The organism is Pseudomonas sp. RW407 (assembly GCF_003176655.1).
Taxonomy (GTDB): domain Bacteria; phylum Pseudomonadota; class Gammaproteobacteria; order Pseudomonadales; family Pseudomonadaceae; genus Pseudomonas; species Pseudomonas delhiensis.
Map to the genome: position 1 here is coordinate 416,065 of NZ_QGSL01000091.1, position 25,225 is coordinate 441,289.

A 25,225-nucleotide genomic window follows, 5' to 3' on the forward strand; every position below is an offset into this window, starting at 1 on the left:
TTCTCGCGCCGGCCGCGCGCCACTGGCAAGGCGCGCGCAAGGGCGGGTCGATCAGTGCTGCAGGTCGGCGCAGCGCAGGCAGTATTCCGTGGCCGGCAGGGCGCGCAGGCGGCGGGGCTCGATGGCTTCGCCGCAGCGTACGCATTGTCCGTAGGTTCCGTCTGCCAGGCGCAGGCGGGCCAGGCCCACCAGGCGCATGCCCGCGTCGGCTTCGGCCAGCAGGGCCCGCAGCACGTCATCGTTCTCCCGCTGCTGGGCCTGCTCGGCGAAGTCCGGCGAGTGGGAGCGCGCCAGGTCGCGGCGGATCGCGGCGGCACGCTGGGAATATTCGCTGGCCAGCGCATCCAGGGCAGAACGGGGGTCGAAATCATCTACGGCCATGACGCCTCTCCGACGGGCAAGGAACTGTTTCAAGTGTGGCCGGTTCCAAGGGAATCGCCGCTGATACCGATCAATAGCCTGTTGTGCGGAGCATGACGCAGTTCGCCCCGCCGTGGGTTGGGAGACATCGCGCCTTGACACCCCCAGGATATTCCTACAAAGCTCTGCCTGGCGCTGTTTGCTGTCAGCGGCTACGTACAGCCATGCATACGAACAAAGAGAGATACGCAGATGAAAAGGATTCTACTCGGTACCCTCCTCGCCACCGTTTCCATCGGCGCCTTCGCCGACGCCCCCGGCAGCGACGGCTGCGGCTGGGGCCAGATGCTCTTCAAGGGCCAGCGCGGCACCGCCACCCACGTGCTGGCGGCCACCACCAACGGCTCCTCAGGCAACAACACCTTCGGCATGACCACCGGCACCAACGGCTGCCACACCAATGGCGCGCTGACCTACGGCGGCAAGCCGATGATCGTGCTGAGCAGCATGATGGACGAGCTGTCCGAAGACATGGCCAAGGGTGACGGCGAAGCCCTGACCACCTACGCCGTGGTCCTGGGCGTGAAGCCCGAAGACCGCGCGCACTTCGCCGAAGTGACCCACGAGCACTTCGCGCAGATCTTCAACAAGTCCGACGCCACCGCCGAGGACGTCTACGCCAACACCCAGGCCGTGCTGAAACAGGACACCCGCCTGGCCAAGTACGCGGAACAGGCCTGAGCCTGACGGCCCGCCCCACCGGGGCGGGCTCCCCTACCCCGACCCGCTAAGGTCCCCATGCCCAAACGCCTGTTGCCATGGCTGGCGCTGTGCGCCTGCGCATCCCTGCACGCGAGCCCCCAATTCCCCGAATCCCGCCTCCAGGCCCTGGCCGCGCAGCCCTACTGGCTGGCCCTGGGGCACTACACGCCGAGCAAGCTGGGCGGCTGGCGCAGCTTCGTCGACGACGACCGGTTCTTCCTCGCCGACGACGGCGAGCGCTCGCCCGAGCACGAACTCAAGGCCACCCTGGATGCCCTCTACGCCGCCCCCGACCTGGGCGACAAGCATGCCCAGTGCGTCTACCCGGCGCGTACCCGCTGGCTGAAGCAGCAACTGCAGCTGACCGACCTGCCACGCCCCGCGTGCCAGGAATACGACACCTGGTACGGCGACATCAACCCGCACAGCGCCGTGCTGGTGTTCCCCGCCGCCTACCTGAACAGCCCCTCGTCGATGTTCGGCCACACCCTGCTGCGCATCGACCAGGCCGACGTCGACAGCAACAACACCGCCCTGCTCAGCTACGCGCTGAACTTCGGCGCCTTCATCGAGGGCATGGACAACAGCATCCTCTACGCCTGGAAGGGCCTGATGGGCGGCTACCCCGGCCTGTTCGCCCTGGTGCCCTACCGCGAGAAGCTCTCCGAATACAGCCGCCTGGAGAACCGCGACCTCTGGGAGTACCGCCTGAACCTCACGCCCGAGGAGACCGGGCGCATGGTCGAGCACGTCTGGGAACTCAAGCAGGTCCGCTTCAAGTACTTCTTCTTCGACGAGAACTGCTCCTTCCGCCTGCTCGAACTGCTGGAGATCGCCCGCCCCGGGGTGAAGCTGACCGACGAATTCCCGCTCTACGCCATCCCCACCGACACCGTGCGCGCGGTGAAGCAGGCTGGGATGATCGACAGGATCGACTACCGCCCCTCGCGGGAGAAGGAACTGCTGGCCCGCGCCGAGCCGCTGGACGCCGGCGAGAAACAGCTGGCCCGGCGCCTGGCCGACGACGACCGCCTGCTCGACAGCCCCGAATTCAAGGCCCTGCCCGCGCCGCGCCAGGCGCTGGTGCAGGACACCGCCTTCCGCCTGCTGCGCTACCGCGCCACCGGCAAGGAGCGCGACGAGGCCGATGCCGCGCGCAGCTACCAGTTGCTGCGGGCGATCAACCAGAACCCGCCGCCGCCGGCCCGGGTGGAGCGCCCCGGGCAACCGGAGGAAGGCCACCAGTCGCTGACCTGGCAACTCGGCGCCGGCAGCCGAGACGGCCAGGCCTTCGCCGACTACGGCTTGCGCATGGCCTACCACGACCTGCTGGACAACAGCTACGGCTTCCCCCAGGGCGCGCAGCTGGAGCTGGGCGACCTGCGCCTGCGCCAGTACGAGGGCAACCGCTGGCAGCTGCAGCGCCTGGACCTGGTCAGCATCCGCTCCATGACCCCGCGCAACGCCCTGCTGCAACCGCTGTCCTGGCAGGTCACCGGCGGCTGGGAGCGGGTGCCGGGCAAGCACAGCGACGACGGCCACGACACCCTGGCCGGCCACGTCAACGGCGGCGCCGGCGGCAGCTGGAAGCTCGCCGACGACCTGCAGGCCTACGCCCTGGGCACCGCGCGCATCGAAAACAACCCCGACTTCGCCGCCACCGTGGCGCCGGCGCTGGGCTTCGACACCGGCGTGCTCTGGCGCAACCCGCTGGGCAACCTGGCCCTGGAGGCCAAGGGCGACTACTTCCACAACGGCGAAGTGCGCCGCAGCCTGAGCCTCGGCCAGCAGGTGGAACTGAGCCGCAACCTCGGCCTGCGCCTGTCCGCCGAACGCCAGTTCAGCCACCAGGCCGGGCCGGTCGGCGAGGTCATGCTGGAGCTGCGCTGGTACCATTACTGAACCACAGGATTCAGCGCCCGCCGCGATGGCGGGCGGGTAGCGCGCCATGAAAACCACAGCCCCCACCCTGCTCGAAGTCGCCGGCGGCAAGCCGATCAAGCTCTGGACCCAGGGCGTCCCGGTCGAGGACGAGGCGCGCCAGCAACTGATGAACACCGCACGCCTGCCGTTCATCTTCAGGCACCTGGCGGTGATGCCCGACGTGCACCTGGGCAAGGGCTCGACCATCGGCAGCGTGATCCCCACCGTCGGCGCCATCATCCCGGCCGCGGTCGGCGTGGACATCGGCTGCGGCATGATCGCCGCGCGCACCTCGCTGGTCGCCGCCGACCTGCCGGACAACCTGCACGGCCTGCGCAGCGCCATCGAGAAGGCGGTGCCCCACGGCAAGACCTTCGGCCGCCGCGACCAGGGCGCCTGGGACGACGTGCCGGCACCCGCCGACCAGGCCTGGAAGGGCCTGGCCCGGCGCTTCCGCGCCATCACCGACAAGTACCCGCGCCTGGAGAAAACCAACAACCGCAGCCACCTGGGCACCCTGGGCACCGGCAACCACTTCATCGAGGTCTGCCTGGACGAGGCCGACCGCGTCTGGTTCATGCTGCACAGCGGCTCGCGCGGGGTGGGCAACGCCATCGGCTGCCTGTTCATCGAACTGGCCCAGGCCGACATGCGCCAGCACCTGGCCAACCTGCCGGACAGGGACCTGGCCTACTTCGAGGAAGGCAGCCGGCACTTCGACGACTACGTCGAGGCGGTGGGCTGGGCCCAGGACTTCGCCCGGCAGAACCGCGAACTGATGATGCAGGCGGTGGTGGCCGCGGCGCGCAAGGTGATCCGCAAGCCCTTTGAGGCCAGCCTGGAGGCGGTGAACTGCCACCACAACTACGTGCAGCGCGAGCAGCATTTCGGCCGCGAGGTGCTGGTCACCCGCAAGGGCGCGGTCTCGGCGCAGCGGGGCCAGCTCGGCATCATCCCCGGCTCCATGGGGGCGAAGAGTTTCATCGTCCGCGGGCTGGGCAACCAGGAGGCGTTCTGTTCCTGCAGCCACGGCGCCGGCCGCAGCATGAGCCGCACCCAGGCGAAGAAGCGCTTCGGCGTCGAGGACCAGGTGCGCGCCACCGCCCACGTCGAGTGCCGCAAGGACAAGGACGTGATCGACGAGATCCCCATGGCCTACAAGGACATAGACGCGGTGATGGCTGCCCAGCGCGACCTGGTGGAAGTGGTGCACACCCTGCGCCAGGTGGTCTGCGTGAAGGGCTGAACGCCGCCTTCGCCCCTGCGCCCCTCGCCTTCCCCCGAGCACCTGCGGCAAATCCCCGCAGCCCCCGAGAGAGCCGGCTTGATCCCGATCAATTCGCGCCCTCCCGGCCTGGCCTCTCCTTGAATCAGAAAAACCAATAGCCTGAAACGAGGAGATCACTCCATGCAGCCCCTGAAACTGGCCCTGGGCGGCCTGTTGTTGGCCGCCAGCAGTACCGCCGCACACGCCGACGCCCTGCGCGACCAGGCCAACGCCATCTTCAAACCCATCCCCGAACAGGCGGCCGGGCTGGATGCGGCCCAGGTGGAGTTGGGCCGCCAGCTGTTCTTCGAGCCGCGCTTGTCGGCCAGCCACGTGATCAGCTGCAACACCTGCCACAACATCGGCACCGGCGGCGCCGACAACGTGCCCGCCTCCAGCGGCCACGCCTGGCAGAAAGGGGCGCGCAACTCGCCGACGGTGTTCAACGCGGTGTTCAACGTGGCGCAGTTCTGGGACGGCCGCGCCAAGGACCTGGAAGAACAGGCCAAGGGGCCGGTGCAGAACCCGGTGGAGATGCACAACACGCCGAAGAACGTCGAGGCCGCGCTCAAGAGCATGCCCGAGTACGTGGCGGCCTTCGGGAAAGCCTTCCCCGGCGACAAGCAGGCGGTGAGCTTCGACAACATGGCCCGCGCGCTGCAGGCCTTCGAATCGACGCTGATCACCCCCGACTCGCGCTTCGACCAGTACCTCAAGGGTGACGACAAGGCCCTGGACGCCAAGGAGAAGAAAGGGCTGCAGGCCTTCATGAGCGCCGGCTGCATCAGTTGCCACAACGGCGTGAACCTCGGCGGCCAGGCCTACTTCCCGTTCGGCCTGGTGAAGAAACCCGATGCCAGCATCCTGCCCAGCGGCGACAAGGGCCGCTTCGCGGTGACCAAGACGCAGAACGACGAATACGTGTTCCGCGCCGCGCCGCTGCGCAACGTGGCCCTCACCGCGCCCTACTTCCACAGCGGGCAGGTGTGGGACCTGGAGGAAGCGGTGACGATCATGGGCACCGCGCAACTGGGCAAGCAGCTGGATGCCGGCGAAGTGGGCGACATAGTCGCCTTCCTCAAGACCGTCACCGGCAAGCAGCCGCAGGTGCAGTACCCGCTGCTGCCGCCGAGCACGGCCACCACGCCGCGCCCGGTGGATTGACCACGGGACCCCACCTGTAGGAGCAGGCCCTGCCTGCGATTTCGCGCGCAGGGCGCGCTCCTACAGGGGAACGGCGCAGGACCTCATCCGCGAACTGCACCAGGATCTCCGGCGATCGCGGGCAGAGTCCTACGGGTAGGAATACCGTACATCCCGGGAACTGTAGGAGCGAGCGAACCTGATGCCCCGCAGCGGAGTTCGTTCGCGAGCAAGCTCGCTCCTACGAAAAGCACTTCGGCGCGCTCGCGTAGGATGGGTGGAGCGAAGCGATACCCATCGCCATGCTCGCCCTACACCTCGCCTGGAGCCAAGGCCGAACGGCGGATAACGTCGAACGTTATCCGCCCCACCGGGCTTCGGCGTTTCGGCCGGTCAGACCACCCCTTGCGCCAGCATGGCGTCGGCGACCTTGACGAAGCCGGCGATGTTGGCGCCCTTCACGTAGTTGATCCGGCCGTTCTCCTCGCCGTGGGCGACGCAGGCGTGGTGGATGTTCTGCATGATGCCGTGCAGGCGCTGGTCCACCTCGCCGGCGCTCCAGTGCAGGCGCATGGCGTTCTGGCTCATCTCCAGGCCGCTGGTGGCGACGCCGCCGGCGTTGGAGGCCTTGCCCGGCGCGTAGAGGATGCCGGCTTCGAGGAAGATATCCACGGCCTCCAGGGTCGACGGCATGTTGGCGCCTTCGGCCACGCAGATGCAGCCGTTGGCCAGCAGGATGCGGGCGTCCTCGGCGTCCAGTTCGTTCTGCGTCGCGCAGGGCAGCGCGATGTCGCAGGGCAGCGACCAGGGGCGCTGGCCGGCCAGGAAGCGCAGGCCGGGGCCGGTCATTTCGCTGAGACGGCCGCGGCGGACGTTCTTCAGCTCCATCACTTCTTCCCACTGTTCCAGGCTCAGGCCGCCTTCGGCGAACAGGGTGCCTTCGGAGTCGGACAGCGAGATCACCTTGCCGCCCAGTTCCATCACCTTCTGCGCCGCGTACTGGGCCACGTTGCCGGAGCCGGAGATGGCCACGCGCTGGCCGTCGAAGCCGCTTTCGCGGGCCTTGAGCATCTCCTGGGCGAAGTACACGCAGCCGTAGCCGGTGGCTTCCGGGCGGATCAGGCTGCCGCCGTAGGCCAGGCCCTTGCCGGTGAGCACCGAGCTGAATTCGTTGGCCAGGCGCTTGTACTGGCCGAACAGGTAGCCGATCTCGCGGGCGCCGACGCCGATGTCGCCGGCCGGCACGTCCAGGTCGGCGCCGACGTGGCGGTACAGCTCGCTCATGAACGACTGGCAGAAGCGCATCACCTCGACGTCGCTCTTGCCCTTGGGGTCGAAGTCCGAGCCGCCCTTGCCGCCGCCCATGGGCAGCGAGGTCAGGGAGTTCTTGAACACCTGCTCGAAGGCCAGGAACTTGAGCACGCCCAGGTTCACCGAGGGGTGGAAGCGCAGGCCGCCCTTGTAGGGACCGATGGCGCTGCTCATCTGTACGCGGAAGCCGCGGTTGACCCGTACCCGGCCCTGGTCGTCGACCCAGGGCACGCGGAACAGGATGGCGCGTTCGGGCTCGACGATGCGCTCGACGATGCCGGCCTGCAGGTAATGCGGGTGGGCTTCGAGGAACGGCCAGAGGGAACGCAGCACCTCCTCCACCGCCTGGTGGAATTCGGGCTGATCGGGGTCGCGCCGCTTGAGGCGCTCGAGGAACGAGTCAACGGATTGCGTCATGTCTACACCGGTCTTTCTGATTATGGGCGGGGCCCTTTTGCGGCGAGACTCTAACAACCGATACCGCACCGAGACAGTGCGACATGACGCCTTTATGAATCTTTTTGGTGCAAATCTGTAAGAAAGCCCTTTCAGAGACTGGGCTGCAGCAAATATTGCAAGATATTTCAGAACACCCTGCACGCCATGAAAAACGGGGCCCGAAGGCCCCGTTTCCACTGGCAGGCGGCTTACGCCAGCTTCTTGTAGCGCACGCGGTGCGGCTGCGCGGCAGCCTCGCCCAGGCGCTTCTTGCGGTCGGCTTCGAACTCGGTGTAGTTGCCTTCGAAAAACACCACCTTGCCGTCGTCCTCGTAGGACAGGATGTGGGTGGCGATACGGTCCAGGAACCAGCGATCGTGGGAAATCACGATGGCGGCGCCGGGGAAGTCCAGCAGCGCCTCTTCCAGGGCGCGCAGGGTTTCCACGTCGAGGTCGTTGGACGGTTCGTCGAGCAGCAGCACGTTGCCGCCCTGCTTCAGGGTCAGGGCCAGGTGCAGGCGGCCGCGCTCACCACCGGAGAGGTCCTTGACGAACTTCTGCTGGTCGGCGCCCTTGAAGTTGAAGCGGCCGACGTAGCTGCGCGAGGGGACCTCGTAGTTGCCGATCCTGATCTGCTCGAAGCCGTCGGAAACCTGCTCCCACACGGTCTTGGTGCCTTCCAGGCTGTCGCGGCTCTGGTCGACGCTGGCGATCTGCACGGTGTCGCCGATCTCGATGCTGCCCGAGTCCGGTTGCTCCTTGCCGGTCAGCATGCGGAACAGGGTGGACTTGCCCGCGCCGTTGCCGCCGATCACGCCGACGATGGCGCCCTTGGGAATGCTCAGCGACAGGTCGTCGATCAGCACGCGGTCGCCATAGCCCTTGCTGACGTTGTGCAGCTCGATGACCTTGTCGCCCAGGCGCGGGCCGGCCGGGATGTAGATCTCGTTGGTCTCGCTGCGCTTCTGGAATTCCTGCGACTGCATTTCCTCGAAGCGCTGCAGGCGCGCCTTGGACTTGGCCTGGCGGCCCTTGGCGCCCTGGCGCACCCACTCCAGCTCGGCCTTCATGGCCTTGGCGTGGGAGGCTTCCTGCTTGGCTTCCTGGGCCAGGCGGCTGGCCTTGGATTCCAGCCAGCCGGAGTAGTTGCCTTCGAACGGGATGCCGTGGCCACGGTCCAGTTCGAGGATCCAGCCGGCGACGTTGTCGAGGAAGTAGCGGTCGTGGGTGATCGCCACCACGGTGCCGGGGAAGTCGTGGAGGAAGTGCTCCAGCCAGGCGACGGAGTCGGCGTCCAGGTGGTTGGTCGGTTCGTCCAGCAGCAGCATGTCCGGGGCCGACAGCAGCAGGCGGCACAGCGCCACGCGGCGCTTCTCGCCACCGGAGAGGTGCTCGATCTTCGCCTCCCACGGCGGCAGGCGCAGAGCGTCGGCGGCGACTTCCAGCTGGCGCTCCAGGTTGTGGCCGTCGGAGGAGTGGATGATGGCCTCCAGCTTGGCCTGCTCGGCGGCCAGGGCGTCGAAGTCGGCATCCGGCTCGGCGTAGGCGGCGTAGACCTCGTCCAGGCGGGCCTGGGCCTGCTTGACCTCGTCCACCGCTTCCTCGACCACCTCGCGCACGGTCTTCTGCGGGTCGAGCTGCGGCTCCTGCGGCAGGTAGCCGACCTTGATGCCCGGCATCGGGCGGGCTTCGCCCTCGATCTCGGTGTCGACACCGGCCATGATGCGCAGCAGGGTGGATTTACCCGCGCCGTTCAGGCCCAGCACGCCGATCTTGGCGCCGGGGAAGAACGACAGGGAGATGTCCTTGAGGATTTCACGCTTGGGCGGCACGACCTTGCCGACCCGGTGCATGGTATAGACGTATTGAGCCATGGATACCTAGCTTCTGGGATGAAAGTGAATGGCCGTCATGGCTGTCGCGTCCGGCGGGCCGGTGCACCCCGGAACTCGGGGCGCGACCATTGGCCGCGGGCGACGGGCGAGGCGGGCGACGGCAGGGCCGGACTCGCGGAAACAGGACGCAGCGATCAACGCGCGCGTGCGGCAAAGCTACCGGAATGGACCGTGAAGGGCAAACGACGCTCGTCGGCGATACTGGCACTTGGCCCTGCTTCCGGGCATGCTACTGCGCGCCGAACCCCGTCGCCCCGTTCCAGGTAGCCGCTCCTTGTCCAGACCTCCCCGCCCTCCGGCCAGCCTGGCCCGGCCTGAACGGCTGGCCATCAGGAGCGCCCTGCTGCTGGTGCCGCTGATGCTCGGCCTGCTGCTCTGGCAGCTGGGCCAGGAGTACTTCGGCCAGGCGCGGCTCGAGCGCGAGCGCATCGTGCACCAGAGCCAGGAGCTGGCCCACCAACTGTCCCTGGCCCTGGAGCTCAAGGCCGTGGCCGCGCGTACCCTGGCCCGGCAACGCCTGGGCCGTGGCGAGGAGCCGGCGCTGCTGTTCGACGACCTGCGCCAGGTCTACCCCGCCCTGAGCAGCCTGGCCTGGTACGCCGCCAGCGCTGGCAAACAGCTGGACACCGCGCCCGACAGCGGCGACGACGCCTTCGTCGCCGAGCTGCGGCAACGCACGGCCGGCCGCCCCTTCCACTATGCCTACAGCGATGCCGCTGGTGGCCGTATCTACCTGCTGCTGCGCCCCTGGGACGACGCTGCAGGCCCCTTCGCCGTGCTCCGCCTGGACGCCGGCGAAGCACGCCGGCAATGGGCCGCACGACTCTCGCCCGCCAGCCGCGGCTGGGTGCTGGAAGACCAGGCCGGCCATCAGGTCCTGGCCACCCCCGACAGCCCGGCGGGCACGCCGGCGGCGGCCGCCCGGGAAGCAGCCAGCGAGTCGCCGGCGCTGCAGGTCGCCAACAGCGACTGGCAGGTCCGTCCGCGGGTCGACGCGCTCACCATGGCACCCCGGGTACCGACACGCCTGCTCGGCGAACTGGGCCTGCTGCTGTTGCTGGCCGGCATCAGCTGCGCCGCCCTGCTGCGCCTGCAACGCGAACAGCGGAGCCTGCGTGCGCAGACCGCCGACTCGCAGTCGCGCCTGCGCCAGGCCGCCCAGGCCCTGGCGGCGGTGGACGAGCGGGTGCTGGTGACGAGCGCCGACGGCCGCCTGGTCTACCTCAACCCACCGGCGGAGCAACTGCTCGGCGTGCGTGCCGAAGACGCGACCCTGCACCATCTCGCCCGCCTGCTGCCAGAACTGGCGCAGCCGCCCAGCGAAGGCACGCTGCCGGGCAGGCAGTACGTCACCCTGGAACGCAACGGCCGCCGCCGGCGCTACGCCGTCAGCCGCCACCCGCTGGAGGAATCCGCGCCCGGCGAGGCGTCCGACTGGGTGCTGCGCGGCCAGCAGGCGCCGGGCGGGCACGTCTGGGTGCTGCGCGACGTCACCGAGGAGCTGCGCTCGCTGCAGGTGCTGGAAGAGACGCGGCGGCGCTACCAGGACATCTTCGACGGCGTCGGCGTGGCCCTCTGCGTGCTCGACCTCTCGGACCTGCAGCGCTTCTTCGCCGACAACGGCCTGCGCGAGGCGGGCCGCCTGCAGACCTGGCTGGAGCGCCGCGAGGAACACTGGCCGCAGCTGCTGCGGCTGATCCGCATCAGCGAGGTCAACGAGGTGGCGCGGCGCCTGCTCGGCGTGGAGAGCGGCGAGCAGGCCTGGCGGCAGCTGATCGGCGACAGCCCGCGGCGCCCCGGCAGCGCACGCGCGCGCATCATCGAGGCGATCCTCTGCGGCACCGGCCTCATCGAGCAGGAAGTCGCCATCCGCACCGGCCAGGGCGAGCTGCGCCACTTCTGGCTGCAGCTGCGCATCCCCGAGCACCTGCCGGACTATCGCGCGGTCACCCTGAGCCTGTCCGACATCAGCAGCCGCAAGCAGGTCGAGCTGTCGCTGATCGAACGCGAGAAGTTCTGGTCCGACGCCGTGCGCGCAGTGCCCGATACCCTGTACATCCACGACATCACCGCGCGCCGGGTGATCTTCAGCAACCACCACCTGGGCAGCCAGCTGGGCTACGGCAAGGAAGAGCTGGAGCAGATGGGCGAGCGCTTCTGGGAATGCCTGCTGCACCCGGACGACGTCGAGTACTACTGGCGCATACGCAACCTGCAACAGGTGATCGGCGACAACCTGCTGCTGGACAGCCAGTTGCGCTGGCGTCACCGCGACGGCAGCTGGCACTGGTTCGACATCCGCGAGCAGGCCTTCAGCCGCGCCCCCGACGGCCGCGTGGCGCGCCTGATCGGCGTGGCCAAGGACATCACCGACACGGTGGAGGCGAACAACTCGCTGCGCGAGAGCAGCCGCCGCTACCAGATGCTGGCGGAAAGCATCAGCGACGTGATCCTCACCACCGACGCCCAACTGAACATCGACTACATCAGCCCGTCCATCGAGCAGACCTTCGGCTACAGCCCGGACTGGCTGCTGCACAACGACCTGCAGCAGATCGCCGCCAACCCGGCGCAGCTGGGGCGCCTGCACGCCCTGCTGGAGCGCGTGCGCGACGCCATAGGCGCGCCGCGCCGGCTGGCCGCCCTGCGCGAGTCCAGCGCGGTGCACCTGTTCACCTTCGACTGCCTGCGCGCCGACGGCCGCAAGGTCCCGGTGGAGCTGCGCATCGCCCTGATGTGGGACGACTCCGGGCGCTTCGTCGGCCTGCTCGGCGTGGCCCGCGACATCAGCCAGCAGCGCCGCGCCGAGCGCGAGATGCGCATGGCCGCGACCGTGTTCGAGCATTCCACGGCGGCCATCATGGTCACCGACCCGGCCGGCTACATCGTCCAGGTCAACGACTCCTTCTCGCGCCTGACCGGCTACGCCGCCGCCGAGGTGCTCGACCAGCAGCCGCGCCTGCTCACCGCCGACCAGCAGGAAGCCAACCAGCTCAAGCACGTGCTCGACAGCCTGCAACGCAGCGGCAGTTGGGAAGGCGAGATACTGCAGAAGCGCAAGAGCGGCGAGCTGTACCCGTCCTGGGTGGGTATCACCGCGGTGCAGGACGAGGAAGGCGACCTGGTCAGCTTCGTCTGCTTCTTCAGCGACATCAGCGAGCGCAAGGCCAGCGAGCGGCGCATCCACCGCCTGGCCTACTACGACGCCCTCACCCACCTGCCCAACCGCACCCTGTTCCAGGACCGCCTGCACACCGCGCTGATGCAGGCCGAGCGGCACCGCCAGTGGGTGGTGCTGATGTTCCTCGACCTCGACCGCTTCAAGCCGATCAACGACTCCCTCGGCCACGCCGCGGGCGACCGCATGCTCAAGGAAGTGGCCGAGCGCCTGAACCGCTGCGTCGGCGACAACGATACTGTGGCGCGCATGGGCGGCGACGAGTTCACCCTGCTGCTGCCCGCGCTGGAAGACCGCGAGCGCGCGCTCAAGCGCGCCATCCAGGTGGCCGAGCGCATCCTCGCCAGCCTGGCCCGGCCCTTCACCCTGGAAGGCCGCGAGTTCTTCGTCACCGCCAGCATCGGCGTGGCCCTGTCGCCCCAGGACGGCGCCGAGCTGAGCCAGCTGATGAAGAACGCCGACACCGCCATGTACCACGCCAAGGAAGTGGGCAAGAACAACTTCCAGTTCTACCAGGCCGAGATGAACGCCCGCGCCCTGGAGCGCCTGGAGCTGGAAAGCGACCTGCGCCGGGCCATCGAGCAGGGCGAGTTCGTCCTGCACTACCAGCCGCAGTTCACCGGCGACGGCCGCCGCCTCACCGGCGCCGAGGCGCTGCTGCGCTGGCAGCACCCGCGCCGCGGCCTGGTGCCGCCCACCGAGTTCATCCCGGTGCTGGAGGAACTGGGGCTGATCGCCCAGGTCGGCGACTGGCTGCTGGCCGAAGCTTGCCGGCAGATCCGCATCTGGCACCGCGACAAGGTGCGGGTGCCCAAGGTGGCGGTGAACCTCTCGGCACGGCAGTTCGCCGATGGCCAGCTGGGCACGCGCATCGCCGGCATCCTCATGGAAACCGGCATCCCGCCGGCCTGCCTGGAGCTGGAGCTGACCGAAAGCATCCTGATGAGCGACGTGTCCGAGGCCATGCACATCCTCTCCGGGCTCAAGCGCCTGGGCCTGGCCATCGCGGTGGACGACTTCGGCACCGGCTACTCGTCGCTGAACTACCTCAAGCAGTTCCCCATCGACGTGCTGAAGATCGACCGCAGCTTCGTCGACGGCCTGCCCCACGGCGAGCAGGACGCGCAGATCGCCCGCGCCATCATCGCCATGGCCCACAGCCTGAACCTGATGGTGATCGCCGAGGGCGTGGAGAGCCAGGCGCAGCTGGACTTCCTGCGCGAACACGGCTGCGACGAGGTGCAGGGCTTCCTGTTCGGCCGGCCGATGACGGCGGAGCAGTTTGCGGCATTGTTCTCCAGCAACGCACTGTTCCTGCTCGGCTGAGAGCGGCTGCAGGCGGCAGGCTATAGGCGGCAGGCAAGAGCCAGGGGCGTCGCCGCGCTGCTTTTCGCCTGCAGCCTGCCGCCTGAAGCCTGAAGCCGCTCATCTCCAACATGACCGCCTTTCATATGCCAGCGCGCGCGCCCTGGGTTAGAATGCGCCCCTTTCCCAGCACCGATCCTTATGAGGACCGCCATGTTCAGCCGTGATTTGACCCTCGCCCGCTACGATGCCGAACTCTTCGCCGCGATGGAGCAGGAAGCCCTGCGCCAGGAAGAGCACATCGAGCTCATCGCCTCCGAGAACTACACCAGCCCGGCGGTGATGGAAGCCCAGGGTAGCGTGCTGACCAACAAGTACGCCGAAGGCTACCCGGGCAAGCGCTACTACGGCGGTTGCGAGTACGTCGACGTGGTCGAGCAACTGGCCATCGACCGCGCCAAGCAGCTGTTCGGCGCCGACTACGCCAACGTCCAGCCGCACTCCGGTTCCCAGGCCAACGCTGCCGTATACATGGCCCTGCTGAACGCCGGCGACACCGTGCTGGGCATGAGCCTGGCCCACGGCGGCCACCTGACCCACGGCGCCAGCGTCAGCTTCTCCGGCAAGATCTACAACGCCGTGCAGTACGGCATCGACGGCAACGGCCTGATCGACTATGACGAAGTCGAGCGCCTGGCCGTGGAACACAAGCCGAAGATGATCATCGCCGGCTTCTCCGCCTACTCGCAGATCCTCGACTTCCCGCGCTTCCGCGCCATCGCCGACAAGGTGGGCGCCTACCTGTTCGTCGACATGGCCCACGTGGCCGGCCTGGTCGCCGCCGGCATCTACCCGAACCCGGTGCCCTTCGCCGACGTCGTCACCACCACCACCCACAAGACCCTGCGCGGCCCGCGCGGCGGCCTGATCCTGGCGCGCAAGAACGAAGAGCTGGAGAAGAAGCTGAACTCCGCCGTCTTCCCGGGCGGCCAGGGCGGCCCGCTGGAGCACGTCATCGCCGCCAAGGCCGTGTGCTTCAAGGAAGCCCTGCAGCCCGAGTTCAAGGCCTACCAGGAACAAGTGGTGAAGAACGCTCAGACCATGGCCCAGGTGTTCATCGAGAACGGCTACGACGTGGTTTCCGGCGGCACCCAGAACCACCTGTTCCTGCTCAGCCTGATCAAGCAGGACATCACCGGCAAGGACGCGGACGCCGCCCTGGGCCGCGCCTTCATCACCGTGAACAAGAACAGCGTGCCGAACGACCCGCGCTCGCCCTTCGTCACCTCGGGCCTGCGCATCGGCACCCCGGCCGTGACCACCCGCGGCTTCAAGGAAGACGAATGCCGCCAGCTGGCCGGCTGGATCTGCGAGATCCTCGCCAACCTGGGCGACGAGGCCGTGGAAGGCCGCGTGCGCGAGCAGGTCAAGGCCCTGTGCGGCAAGTTCCCGGTGTATGGCAAGTAAGCCTTAGCTGAGAACGACAAAAAGCCCGGCATTTGCCGGGTTTTTTGGTTTCGCTTTTTTGCTTTTTTGTAGGAGCGAGGGGGACGCCTAGTTCTTGCTCGCGAACGGTGCCTCCCGGTTGTTGAGGTGCGATAGATCTACTCTGCTCCCTCTCCCCAGCCCTCTCCCTGAAGGGAGAGGGGGCCGTCCGTGCCGAGAAAAGGCATGGTTTCAGCCGGCAATCTCTGTGCTAGCCGGCTGACTCCAGAACATCAGCATCTGCCCAACAGTCCCCTCTCCCTTCAGGGAGAGGGTTAGGGAGAGGGGGCTCTTCAGGATGAACACCAGACCCCGCCGACAAGCACCCTTCGCGAGCAAGAACTAGGCGTCCCCCTCGATCCTACGAAAACCTCAAGGCCGCACCGGCGCATCGCGCAGCGCATTGAGCTGCCGCACCAGCGCCTCCGCTTCCACCTGGCTGTCGAACCCCTCCAGCATCACCCGGCCGTCGCGCACCGGCTCGGACACCGGCGGCAGCATGCGCAGCTGGCCGTCGATCACCACCGCCAGGGCCTTGCCCCGCTGCTTTTCGGTCAGGCGCGCCAGGCGCCGGCTAGCGTCGGGGGCGAAGGTCACCAGCACGCCGGGGCGGCCGCCGTTGCCCAGCACCACTTCGGCGCGCTGCACGTCGCGCTGGGTGAGTTCGGCGCGGGCGATGACCAGCACCGCCTGGCCTTGCGGGTCGGCCAGGGTGCGCGTGCTGGCCGTGGCCTTGTCGGCGGTGGCGTGGATGTCGAAGCTGTGCTGCGGCAGGACCGGCGGCGTGCCGGCGCAGGCGCCCAGCAGGGCGAGGAGGCAAAGCGGGATCAGGCGTTTCATGGGTCGACGACGGGTCAGGCAACAGTGGAATCGGGCCGGATGCCGGTTGGACAACGGCGCGCGCCGGTCATTGCGTACCGGCCGGCACATGATAACGCCGATGGCGGCCCGGCAGGCGTGGCAGAGGTCAACGAAGGGGCTGGCACGGGCCTTGCGTTGGCAGTCGCGGCCGAGGCCGGCTAGGCTCGTCGGGGAAGCGGGCGACGGGCTCGATACCCGCGTTTCCGGCGAGCTGCTATGATGCCCGCCTTTTTTGCCCAGGCCGCGCGAGACGGCCATTGTTGACCGACCGGTCGAGCCGCAGGACGCCCAAACACGGGGAGCACGACATGCTGGAAAAGCTGTTCCAACTCAAGGCGCACAACACCAACGTACGCACCGAGATACTGGCGGGGGTCACCACCTTCCTGACCATGGCCTACATCCTCTTCGTCAACCCGAGCATCCTCGGCGAGACCGGCATGGACAAGGGCGCGGTGTTCGTCGCCACCTGCCTGGCCGCGGCCATCGGCTCGGCGATCATGGGGCTGATCGCCAACTACCCCATCGCCCTCGCCCCGGGCATGGGCCTGAACGCCTTCTTCACCTACACCGTGGTGCTGCACATGGGCCACACCTGGCAGGTGGCGCTGGGTGCGGTGTTCCTCTCGGCGTGCATGTTCTTCATCATCTCGATCTTCCGCATCCGCGAATGGATCATCAACAGCATCCCGCTGGCCCTGCGCTCGGCCATCGCCGCCGGCATCGGCCTGTTCCTGGCGCTGATCGCGCTCAAGGAATCCGGCATCGTCGTCGCCAACCCGGCCACCCTGGTGGGCATGGGCGACCTGGCCAAGCCCGAGCCGCTGCTGGCGATCCTCGGCTTCATCCTCATCGTCGCCCTGGAAGCGCGCCGCGTGACCGGCGCGGTGATGATCGGCATCCTCGCCGTGACCTTCATCGCCATCGCCCTGGGCGTGTCCCAGTTCGGCGGCGTGGTGTCGATGCCGCCGTCGCTGGCGCCGACCTTCCTCCAACTGGACATCAAGGGCGCCCTGGACATCGGCCTGACCAGCGTGATCTTCGCCTTCCTCTTCGTCGACCTGTTCGACAACTCCGGCACCCTGATCGGCGTGGCCAAGCGCGCCGGCCTGATGGGCAAGGACGGGCACATGCCGAAGATGGGCCGGGCGCTGATCGCCGACAGCACCGCGGCCATGTTCGGCTCGCTGCTGGGCACCTCCACCACCACCAGCTACATCGAGTCCGCCGCGGGCGTCTCCGCCGGTGGCCGCACCGGCCTGACCGCCATCGTGGTCGCCGTGCTGTTCCTGCTGGCGCTGTTCTTCGCCCCGCTGGCGGGCAACGTGCCGGCCTTCGCCACGGCGCCCGCGCTGTTCTTCGTCGCCGTGCTGATGGCCTCAGGCCTGGCCGAGATCGACTGGGACGACCTGACCGTGGCCGCGCCCGTGGTGGTCACCGCCCTGGCCATGCCGCTGACCTTCTCCATCGCCAACGGCATCGCCTTCGGCTTCATCACCTGGACCGCCTGCAAGCTGCTGGCCGGCCGCTTCCGCGAGCTGAACTGGGCGCTGGTGATCCTGTCGGTGCTGTTCGTCATCAAGCTGGGCTGGTACAACGCCTGACCGATAGCGATACCCGTGCAGCATGGGTATCGCTTCGCTCGACCCATCCCGCGAGTCACCTGCAGGATGGGTCGAGTGCAACGAAACCCATCGCCGCCACCGCGCACCAAGAGTTCCCCATGAGCAGCCCCCGCTTCGACCCCGCCGCCTACGACACCCAACTGGCCGACAAGGCCGCGCGCCTGCGCGAGCTGCTGGCGCCCTTCGCCGCGCCCGAGCCACAGGTGTTCGACTCGCCCCGCGAGCACTACCGCCTGCGCGCCGAGTTCCGCCTGTGGCGCGAGGGCGAGCAGCGCCACTACGCGATGTTCGAGCAGGGCGACAAGCACACGCCGATCCTGATCGACGACTTCCCCATCGCCAGCCTGCGCATCAACGAGCTGATGCCGCGCCTGAAGGCCGCCTGGGCCGAGCGCGCCCTGGGCCACAAGCTGTTCCAGGTAGAGTTCCTCACCACCCTGGCGGGCGATGCGCTGATCACCCTCTGCTACCACCGCCCGGTGGACGAAGCCTGGCAGGCCGCAGCGGCGACGCTGGCCGCCGAGCTGGGCGTGAGCATCGTCGGGCGTTCGCGCGGCAAGCGCCTGGTGGTCGGCCGCGACTACGTCGAGGAAGCCCTGCAGGTGGCCGGGCGGACCTTCCGCTACCGCCAGCCGGAAGGCGCCTTCACCCAGCCCAACGGCGTGGTCTGCCAGAAGATGCTCAACTGGGCCTTCGAGGCCCTCGGCCAGCGCGACGACGACCTGCTGGAGCTGTATTGCGGCAACGGCAACTTCACCCTGCCGCTGGCCACCCGGGTGCGCAAGGTGCTCGCCACCGAGATCAGCAAGACCTCGGTGAACGCCGCCCTGGCGAACCTGGCCGACAACGCTGTGGATAACGTCACCCTGGTGCGCCTCTCCGCCGAGGAGTTGACCCAGGCGCTGAACGAGGTGCGCCCGTTCCGCCGCCTGGCCGACGTGGACCTGAAGGGCTACGACTTCGGCAGCGTCTTCGTCGACCCGCCGCGCGCCGGCATGGACGCGGACACCTGCGAGCTGACCCGCCGCTTCGAGCGCATCCTCTACATCTCCTGCAACCCGGAGACGCTGGCGCAGAACATCGCCCAGCTGCACGACACCCACGCGGTGACGCGCTGCGCGCTGTTCGACCAGTTCCCCTACACCCATCACATGGAAGCCGGCGTGCTGCTCGAGCGCCGCCGCGGCTAACCCAACCTGGGTTGGGCGGCGCGCACCTCGCCGCCGGCTAGGCTGCTGTGGATAACCACAAGAGAGCCTCGCCATGCACCGCTTCCTGCTTCCCCTGCTTCCCCTGCTCGCCCTGCTGCTGGCCGCCTGCGCCGGCAGCGACCCGGCCAAGGTGACGGTCTCCCCGGCCGCCGACGGCCACCAGGGCAGTTTCTCCATCCAGGCGGTACGCGCCCCCGGCCACCGCCTGGACCTCGAGGACCGCTTCGACGCCGCCCTGCGTCGCGCCCTGGAAGCCAAGGGCTACCGCTTCCAGGCGCGCAATGGCGAGTTGCGGGTGCTCTATGCGCTGGGGCTGGAGCGCCAGACCGGGGTGATCCAGCGCCCGGTAGCGACCCAGGAAGGCGTGGTGAACCAGACGCAGATCGCCGATTCCGACCTGGCGCGGCTGGTCATGCGCATCGTCGACGAGAGGAGTCGCGAGGTGCTCTACGAAGCGCAGTTGAGCAGCCAGCTACAGGACCCGAACCTGAGCCAGGAGGCTTTCGACAAGGCGCTGGCGAAGCTGCTTGAGGATTTCCCGGCGCACCGCCCCTGAGGCGGCTCAGCTGTAGCTGGAGGGCGTCTTGCGCACGAACTTGATGCTGTAGCTGAAGTCCGGCTTGCGGGTAACGCTGATGGCGCGGCGGGTGACGGTGTCCAGGGTGACGTTCCAGAACCCGGTGCTGGGCACCCGGATGCGCGCCGGGAAGCGCTCGAAGGCACCGCCGTGGTAAGCGTGGCGCGCGCCGTTCTTGAAGCTGCGGAAGTTGGCGTCGGTCATCAGGCGGATGTTGCAGGTGCGCGAGCATTCGATGACCACGAGGTCGCCCTCGTTGAGGTGTTCGCGCTTGTGGATGAATTTCATGTTGCGGGCCTGCGTGTGACGGTCGAACGGGGCGCAACGATAGCACGGAAGCCGGCGCCGCCCCAGCGGCGCCGGCTGGACGCGAGTCAGTTCGCGGCGCGCAGGCGGATACCGTCGGCCTCCACGCGCTGGCCTACCTGGAACTCGGCGTTGGGCGAACGCACGGTGCGCTGGCTGCCGTCCGCTGCCTGCACCACGTAGGCCTTCTGGCTGGCGCCGCTGGCCTGCTGCACGCCGCTGCCGGCCAGCCAGCCGATGCCGGCCCCCGCCAGCGCGCCGAAGGGCCCGCCCAGGGCGCCGCCGATCAGCACCCCGCTACCCGCGCCGAAACCGCCGCCGACCGTGTTGTCCGGCCGTTCAGCCACCACCTGGTCCGCCTGCGCCACCGCGCAGGACAACAGCACCAGACTCATTGCACACAGGCTCGCTACTTTCATGATCGCTCCATTGGCGTTTGAAGGTAGCCAAGCCATTACAGCAAGCGTGCCAGCCCCTGGGGCCCATGGATCAAGGGCTGGCGCGAGACTGAAGTCAAAATGACCAACAGCAGCGGAGTCATCCTGACTCGCCGCGGAGTCTTTCGGACCTGACTCAGAGCCCTTCGAAGTCGGCGTCGCGCACCTTCTCCACCGGCGCCTCCGGCAGCGGTTCGGCCGGCTCCGGCTCGCGCCGGCCGCGCTCCAGCCAGTACAGGGCGAAGATCGCCAGCAGCGACACGCTGCCGCGGTAGACCAGGCCGTAGAGGGTGGCGTCGGTATCGATACCCAGGCCCGAGGACCAGGCGATGAGCAGGCGCGACAGGGTCAGGGTGAGCTGCACCAGCACCACCAGGATCAGCCCGGCGCGCAGCAGCTCGCGGCGGCGCAGGGCGAACAGCAGGAACAGCGCCAGGGCGAACTGGTGGCCGCCGTAGAACACCTGGGCATCGCTGACCGATTCCGGTTCCATCAGCAACATGCCGCTGAGGTTGGCCATCTCGTAGGGGCGCACCCAGTACAGCAGGCCCAGGCCGGCCCATACCAGGGCCTGTAGCAGCAAGACGAAGCGGGCGAAGAGCATCCTGTTCCTCCTGGGGCCCGTCAGCCCTCGGCAAATGAAGATGGATAAAGGACACAGACCTTGCTCGGCACGCCGAGTTCGCCGGCGGCGTCATAAGCTGATACAGAGCAGGGACGGGCGCCGCCGTCCCTGAGAGTATGCTCCACGGATTTCGTTCTGACAGGAGCTTCCCATGCGCCGCATCCTCCTTCTCGCCGCCCTCCTCGCCGGCACCGCCCAGGCCGCCCAGCCGTTGACCATCGACGTGCACCGCGACGCCAACTGCGGCTGCTGCAAGGACTGGATCAAGCACCTGCAGGCCAACGGCTTCACGGTCAACGACCACGTCGAGGCGGACATGTCGGCGTTCAAGACGCGCCTGGGCGTGCCCTACGCCATGGGCTCGTGCCATACCGGGGTGATCGACGGCAAGTTCGTCGAGGGCCACGTGCCGGCCCGTGATGTGCTCGCACTGCGCGAACGCGCCGACCTGGTGGGCGCCGCGGTGCCGGGCATGCCCATGGGCTCGCCTGGGATGGAGATGGGTGACCGCCAGGATGCCTACCAGGTACTGGGGCTGGGCAAGGATGGCAAGGCGGTGGTGCTGGCGGATTATCCGCGGCGTTGAGGGGAGCTTGGAGTATCCCTGCTGCTTTGGAGCCTGGGATCAACTCCGCTCCCTCTCCCCAGCCCTCGGCTGCGCGCCCCGCCCTGAAGGGAGAGGGGGCTAGTCCATGCCGAGAGGAAGCCTGGTTTCAGCCGGCAATCTCTGTGCTAGCCGGCTGACTCCAAAACATCAGCGTCTGCCCAACGGTCCCCTCTCCCTTCAGGGAGAGGGTTAGGGAGAGGGCGCTCTCCAGCCCCACACCAAGCCCTTCCGACATAACCCCACAAACAAAAAGGGGCGACCAACCGGCCGCCCCTTCTTCATTCCCGCCTTATTCAGCCACCCTGGCCCCCTTCGGCAACAACCCATCGGCCCGGAACATCGCCTTGATCCCCCGCACCGCCTGGCGCAGGCGGTCGCGGTTCTCGATCAACGCAAAGCGCACGTGGTCATCGCCATAGTCACCAAAGCCGATACCCGGCGACACCGACACCTTGGCGTCCTTCAGCAGCTTCTTGGCGAACTCCAGCGAGCCCAGGTGCGCGTAGGGTTCGGGGATCTTCGCCCAGACGTACATCGAGGCCTTGGGGTTCTCGACCATCCAGCCGGCCTCGTGCAGGCCCTTCACCAATACGTCGCGGCGCGCCTGGTACTGGCTGGCGATGTCGCGCACGCACTGCTGGTCGCCTTCCAGGGCGGCGATGGCGGCCACCTGCAGCGGGGTGAAGGTACCGTAGTCGTGGTAGCTCTTGATCCGCGCCAGCGCCGAGACCAGCTCCGGGTTGCCGACCATGAAGCCGATGCGCCAGCCGGCCATGTTGTAGCTCTTGGACAGGGTGAAGAACTCCACCGCGATGTCCTTGGCGCCCGGCACCTGCATGATCGACGGCGCCTTCCAGCCGTCGTAGACGATGTCGGCGTAGGCCAGGTCGTGCACCACCAGCACGTCGTACTGCTTGGCCAGGGCCACCACGCGCTCGAAGAAGTCCAGCTCCACGCACTGCGCGGTGGGGTTGGAGGGGAAGCCGAGGATCATCATCTTCGGCTTGGGGATCGACTCGCGGATCGCCCGTTCCAGCTCGTTGAAGAAGTCGATGCCCGGCACCAGCGGCACCGAGCGCACCTGGGCGCCGGCGATCACCGCGCCGTAGATGTGGATGGGGTAGCTGGGGTTGGGCACCAGGATGTTGTCGCCGTGGTCCAGGGTGGCCAGCATCAGGTGCGCCAGGCCCTCCTTGGAACCGATGGTGACGATGGCCTCGGTTTCCGGGTCGATGTCCACCGCGTAGCGCTCCTGGTACCAGCGCGAGATCGCCCGGCGCAGGCGCGGAATGCCGCGGGAGGTGGAGTAGCCGTGGGTGTCCTCGCGCTGGGCGACCTGCACCAGCTTTTCGACGATGTGCGGCGGGGTGGGGCCGTCGGGGTTGCCCATGGACAGGTCGATGATGTCCTCGCCGCGGCGGCGGGCGGCCATCTTCAGTTCGGCGGTGATGTTGAAGACGTAGGGCGGGAGACGATCGATACGCGCGAAGCGGCGTGCTGAACGGGGTTCAGTCATGATTTCCTCGGTGAACGTAAGCGCCCGGAACCGTCCGAGCGACGCCGGCCACTGCGGTGGCCTGAAAAGCTGGGCTTTTCTTGTCGGCGAACATATCCGCCGTTAGGCTCGCTGTCGAGTCCTACTTTCAGCCAGGGAGCCCCATGTCCCCTCAGCATTACTGGCAGCTCGACGTCTTCGCCGAACACCCCCTCGGCGGCAACGGCCTGGCGGTGTTCGCCGACGCCCGCGGCCTGGCCGACGCCACCCTGCAGGCCCTGACCCAGGAGCTGCGCCAGTTCGAGACGCTCTTCCTCTACCCCACCGCGCAGCTGGACACCTACGGCGCGCGCATCTTCACCCTGGAGGAAGAACTGCCCTTCGCCGGCCACCCGCTGCTGGGCGCTGCCGCGCTGCTGCACCACATCCACCAGCGTGGCGAGCAGGAACACTGGACGCTGCAGCTGGCCGCCAAGGACGTGAACCTGACCACCCGCCGCCACGGCCAGGGCTTCATCGCGCAGATGAACCAGGGCCAGGCGCAGTTCGGCGCCGTGCTCGACGACGAAGCCCGGCGCTGGTTCGCCGAGGCCTTCTCGCTGCTGGCCAGCGACCTCGCCGGCTACCCCGCCAGCGTGGTCAGCACCGGCCTGCCCTACCTGCTGCTGCCGGTGCGCGGCGAGGCGCTGGGGCGCATCCGCCAGCGCGCCGAGCTATCCACGCCGATGGGCGAGCGCCTGGCCGCCCTGGGTGCGACCTTCGTCTTCCTGCTGGACGTGGATGGCCGCGAAGGCCGCACCTGGGACAGCGCCGGGCTGGTGGAAGACATCGCCACCGGCAGCGCTGCCGGCCCGGTCGCCGCCTACCTGGTGGAACTGGGCAAGGCCCGCCGCGGCGAGACCTTCGAGCTGCACCAGGGCCGCTTCCTCGGCCGCCCGAGCCTGCTGGAAGTACGCGTCGGCGACGACGACCAGGTGCAGGTGGGCGGCAAGGTGCAGCTGCTGGCCCGCGCCGAGCTGCTCTGCCGCCTCGACTGACGGCCGGACTGGCGCACCGCGCGGGCGCCGACGACACTCAACCCACGCACATTCAGGAGAAGACGCCATGCTCTGGCGCAAAGGACGACGCAGCGACAACGTGGTGGATGCCCGCGACGACAGCGGCGGCGGCATGGGCGGTGGCGGCATGCGCATCGGCGGCCGCGGCCTGAGCCTGGGCGGGGTGGCCATCGTGGTGGTGGTCGGCCTGCTGATGGGCCAGGACCCGATGCAGATCCTCGGCAGCCTGCTCGGCCAGATGGACACCGGCCAGGCCCCGGCGCGCCCGCAGGTGCAGGGCCGCCCGGCGACCGGCGCCGACCCGCAGGTGGATTTCGTCCGCGCCGTGCTCGGCGACACCGAGGACACCTGGGGGCAGATCTTCGCCCACAGCAATGCCCAGTACGAGCAGCCCAAGCTGATCCTGTTCAACGGCGGGGTGAACTCGGCCTGCGGCTTCGCCTCCTCGGCGGTGGGGCCCTTCTACTGCCCCGGCGACCACCGGGTGTACCTGGACCTGGGCTTCTTCCGCGAGATGGAGCAGCGCTTCGCCGCCGCCGGCGACTTCGCCCGCGCCTACGTGATCGCCCACGAGGTCGGCCACCACGTGCAGAACCTGCTGGGCATCTCGGCCAAGGTCGAGGCCGCCCGCCGCCGCGGCGCGCCCATGGAGGGCGCCAACGGCCTCTCGGTGCGCCTGGAACTGCAGGCCGACTGCTTCGCCGGGGTCTGGGCCAACAACGCCCAGCAGCGCCTGCAGTGGCTGGAGCCGGGCGACATCGAGAGCGCGCTGAACGCCGCCAACGCCATCGGCGACGACCGCCTGCAGAAGCAGTCCCGCGGCACCGTGGTGCCGGACTCCTTCACCCACGGCACCTCGGCGCAGCGCATGCGCTGGTTCAAGCTCGGCTTCGACTCGGGCTCGCCGGGCAAGTGCGATACCTTCAAGGCGCAGGCGTTGTAACCAGTACGAAGGGATTCCGCCGCGGGGATATGTTCGCGAGCAAGCTCGCTCCTACAAAGCCGTGCTCACCTGCAATGTAGGAGCGCGCCCTGCGCGCGATATCGCGGGCAGGGCCCGCTCCTACAGGTAGCCGGGAAGCACGGTCCTCCCCCGTAGGAGCGGACCTTGTCCGCGATAGCCGGAAGTATCGGCGCGATTCGCGGATGAGATCCGCTCCGCCGCCCCGCCCGCGCCATTCCCCTGTAGGAGCGCGCCCTGCGCGCGAATCGCGGGCAGGGCCCGCTCCTACAGGTAGCCGGGAAGCACGGTCCTCCCCCGTAGGAGCAACTGTCTTTTACTGCTGCGCGGTATCTGTTCTCCAGCAGGTACCGTCCCTGACCATGGCGTTCAGTCGCACGATGAGCACACGCATG

The 25,225-nt window shown here is 68.3% G+C and carries 20 protein-coding genes; 12 read left to right on the plus strand and 8 right to left on the minus strand.

Annotated elements, in window-relative coordinates:
• Positions 1-51 precede the first annotated feature (51 nt).
• Complete coding sequence (locus DK254_RS14205; protein ID WP_109934267.1) at positions 52-381, minus strand: TraR/DksA family transcriptional regulator; 330 nt, start codon at positions 379-381, stop codon at positions 52-54.
• Between the two features lie 231 nt (positions 382-612).
• Between DK254_RS14205 and DK254_RS14210 the strand changes: the two genes are divergently transcribed.
• The 4 genes from DK254_RS14210 to DK254_RS14225 all read left to right on the plus strand — a co-directional run bounded on the left by DK254_RS14210 (position 613) and on the right by DK254_RS14225 (position 5,476).
• The gene (locus DK254_RS14210; protein WP_109934268.1) at positions 613-1,101 is read left to right on the plus strand and encodes a DUF3015 domain-containing protein; all 489 of its coding nucleotides are present in this window, start codon (positions 613-615) and stop codon (positions 1,099-1,101) included.
• A 57-nt stretch (positions 1,102-1,158) separates the two neighbouring features.
• Positions 1,159-3,024, plus strand: coding sequence for a DUF4105 domain-containing protein (locus DK254_RS14215; RefSeq protein ID WP_109934269.1), 1,866 nt, complete (start codon positions 1,159-1,161; stop codon positions 3,022-3,024).
• Between the two features lie 46 nt (positions 3,025-3,070).
• The gene (locus DK254_RS14220) at positions 3,071-4,291 is read left to right on the plus strand and encodes an RtcB family protein (protein ID WP_109934270.1); all 1,221 of its coding nucleotides are present in this window, start codon (positions 3,071-3,073) and stop codon (positions 4,289-4,291) included.
• A 162-nt stretch (positions 4,292-4,453) separates the two neighbouring features.
• Positions 4,454-5,476 carry a cytochrome-c peroxidase gene (locus DK254_RS14225; protein ID WP_109934271.1) on the plus strand — a complete coding sequence of 341 codons (1,023 nt, stop codon included), beginning with the start codon at positions 4,454-4,456 and terminating at the stop codon, positions 5,474-5,476.
• 372 nt (positions 5,477-5,848) lie between these two features.
• Here DK254_RS14225 and gdhA read toward each other — a convergent pair whose 3' ends face one another.
• A complete protein-coding gene (gene gdhA, locus DK254_RS14230; protein ID WP_109934272.1) occupies positions 5,849-7,183 on the minus strand; it encodes an NADP-specific glutamate dehydrogenase in 1,335 nt (444 codons plus the stop codon).
• Positions 7,184-7,413: 230 nt separating this feature from the next.
• Positions 7,414-9,078 carry an energy-dependent translational throttle protein EttA gene (gene ettA, locus DK254_RS14235; protein ID WP_109934273.1) on the minus strand — a complete coding sequence of 555 codons (1,665 nt, stop codon included), beginning with the start codon at positions 9,076-9,078 and terminating at the stop codon, positions 7,414-7,416.
• A gap of 247 nt (positions 9,079-9,325) precedes the next feature.
• Between ettA and DK254_RS14240 the strand changes: the two genes are divergently transcribed.
• Both DK254_RS14240 and glyA read left to right on the plus strand, forming a co-directional pair.
• A complete protein-coding gene (locus DK254_RS14240; RefSeq protein WP_371921148.1) occupies positions 9,326-13,603 on the plus strand; it encodes an EAL domain-containing protein in 4,278 nt (1,425 codons plus the stop codon).
• 192 nt (positions 13,604-13,795) lie between these two features.
• Entirely contained in the window at positions 13,796-15,049 is a 1,254-nt protein-coding gene (gene glyA, locus DK254_RS14245) for a serine hydroxymethyltransferase (RefSeq protein ID WP_109934275.1), read from the plus strand.
• Between the two features lie 390 nt (positions 15,050-15,439).
• On the opposite strand, the gene DK254_RS14250 is transcribed toward glyA, so the two are convergent.
• Positions 15,440-15,907 carry a hypothetical protein gene (locus DK254_RS14250; RefSeq protein WP_109934276.1) on the minus strand — a complete coding sequence of 156 codons (468 nt, stop codon included), beginning with the start codon at positions 15,905-15,907 and terminating at the stop codon, positions 15,440-15,442.
• Positions 15,908-16,236: 329 nt separating this feature from the next.
• Here DK254_RS14250 and DK254_RS14255 point away from each other — a divergent pair, with 329 nt between their 5' ends.
• The 3 genes from DK254_RS14255 (at position 16,237) to DK254_RS14265 (ending at position 19,320) form a co-directional block, all read left to right on the plus strand.
• The gene (locus DK254_RS14255; RefSeq protein WP_109934277.1) at positions 16,237-17,532 is read left to right on the plus strand and encodes an NCS2 family permease; all 1,296 of its coding nucleotides are present in this window, start codon (positions 16,237-16,239) and stop codon (positions 17,530-17,532) included.
• 119 nt (positions 17,533-17,651) lie between these two features.
• Complete coding sequence (gene trmA, locus DK254_RS14260; RefSeq protein ID WP_109934278.1) at positions 17,652-18,743, plus strand: tRNA (uridine(54)-C5)-methyltransferase TrmA; 1,092 nt, start codon at positions 17,652-17,654, stop codon at positions 18,741-18,743.
• 73 nt (positions 18,744-18,816) lie between these two features.
• Positions 18,817-19,320 carry a DUF4136 domain-containing protein gene (locus DK254_RS14265; protein ID WP_109934279.1) on the plus strand — a complete coding sequence of 168 codons (504 nt, stop codon included), beginning with the start codon at positions 18,817-18,819 and terminating at the stop codon, positions 19,318-19,320.
• A 6-nt stretch (positions 19,321-19,326) separates the two neighbouring features.
• Here DK254_RS14265 and DK254_RS14270 read toward each other — a convergent pair whose 3' ends face one another.
• From DK254_RS14270 to DK254_RS14280, 3 genes are all read right to left on the minus strand, one after another.
• Positions 19,327-19,629 (minus strand): DUF1883 domain-containing protein, encoded by a 303-nt coding sequence (locus DK254_RS14270; RefSeq protein ID WP_043273615.1) that lies wholly within the window; start codon positions 19,627-19,629, stop codon positions 19,327-19,329.
• Between the two features lie 86 nt (positions 19,630-19,715).
• On the minus strand, positions 19,716-20,066 hold the full coding sequence (locus tag DK254_RS14275) for a hypothetical protein (RefSeq protein ID WP_109934280.1): 351 nt from the start codon (positions 20,064-20,066) through the stop codon (positions 19,716-19,718).
• 154 nt (positions 20,067-20,220) lie between these two features.
• Positions 20,221-20,688, minus strand: a complete 468-nt coding sequence (locus DK254_RS14280) for a DUF4345 family protein (protein WP_009617493.1) — start codon at positions 20,686-20,688, stop codon at positions 20,221-20,223.
• A 172-nt stretch (positions 20,689-20,860) separates the two neighbouring features.
• Here DK254_RS14280 and DK254_RS14285 point away from each other — a divergent pair, with 172 nt between their 5' ends.
• Positions 20,861-21,295, plus strand: coding sequence for a DUF411 domain-containing protein (locus tag DK254_RS14285; protein ID WP_109934281.1), 435 nt, complete (start codon positions 20,861-20,863; stop codon positions 21,293-21,295).
• Between the two features lie 310 nt (positions 21,296-21,605).
• Here the strand turns inward: DK254_RS14285 and alaC are convergent, their stop codons facing one another.
• The gene (gene alaC / locus DK254_RS14290; protein ID WP_109934282.1) at positions 21,606-22,832 is read right to left on the minus strand and encodes an alanine transaminase; all 1,227 of its coding nucleotides are present in this window, start codon (positions 22,830-22,832) and stop codon (positions 21,606-21,608) included.
• 143 nt (positions 22,833-22,975) lie between these two features.
• Here alaC and DK254_RS14295 point away from each other — a divergent pair, with 143 nt between their 5' ends.
• Positions 22,976-23,848, plus strand: a complete 873-nt coding sequence (locus DK254_RS14295; RefSeq protein WP_109934283.1) for a PhzF family phenazine biosynthesis protein — start codon at positions 22,976-22,978, stop codon at positions 23,846-23,848.
• 67 nt (positions 23,849-23,915) lie between these two features.
• Positions 23,916-24,812 carry a neutral zinc metallopeptidase gene (locus tag DK254_RS14300; RefSeq protein WP_109934284.1) on the plus strand — a complete coding sequence of 299 codons (897 nt, stop codon included), beginning with the start codon at positions 23,916-23,918 and terminating at the stop codon, positions 24,810-24,812.
• Positions 24,813-25,225 lie beyond the last annotated feature (413 nt).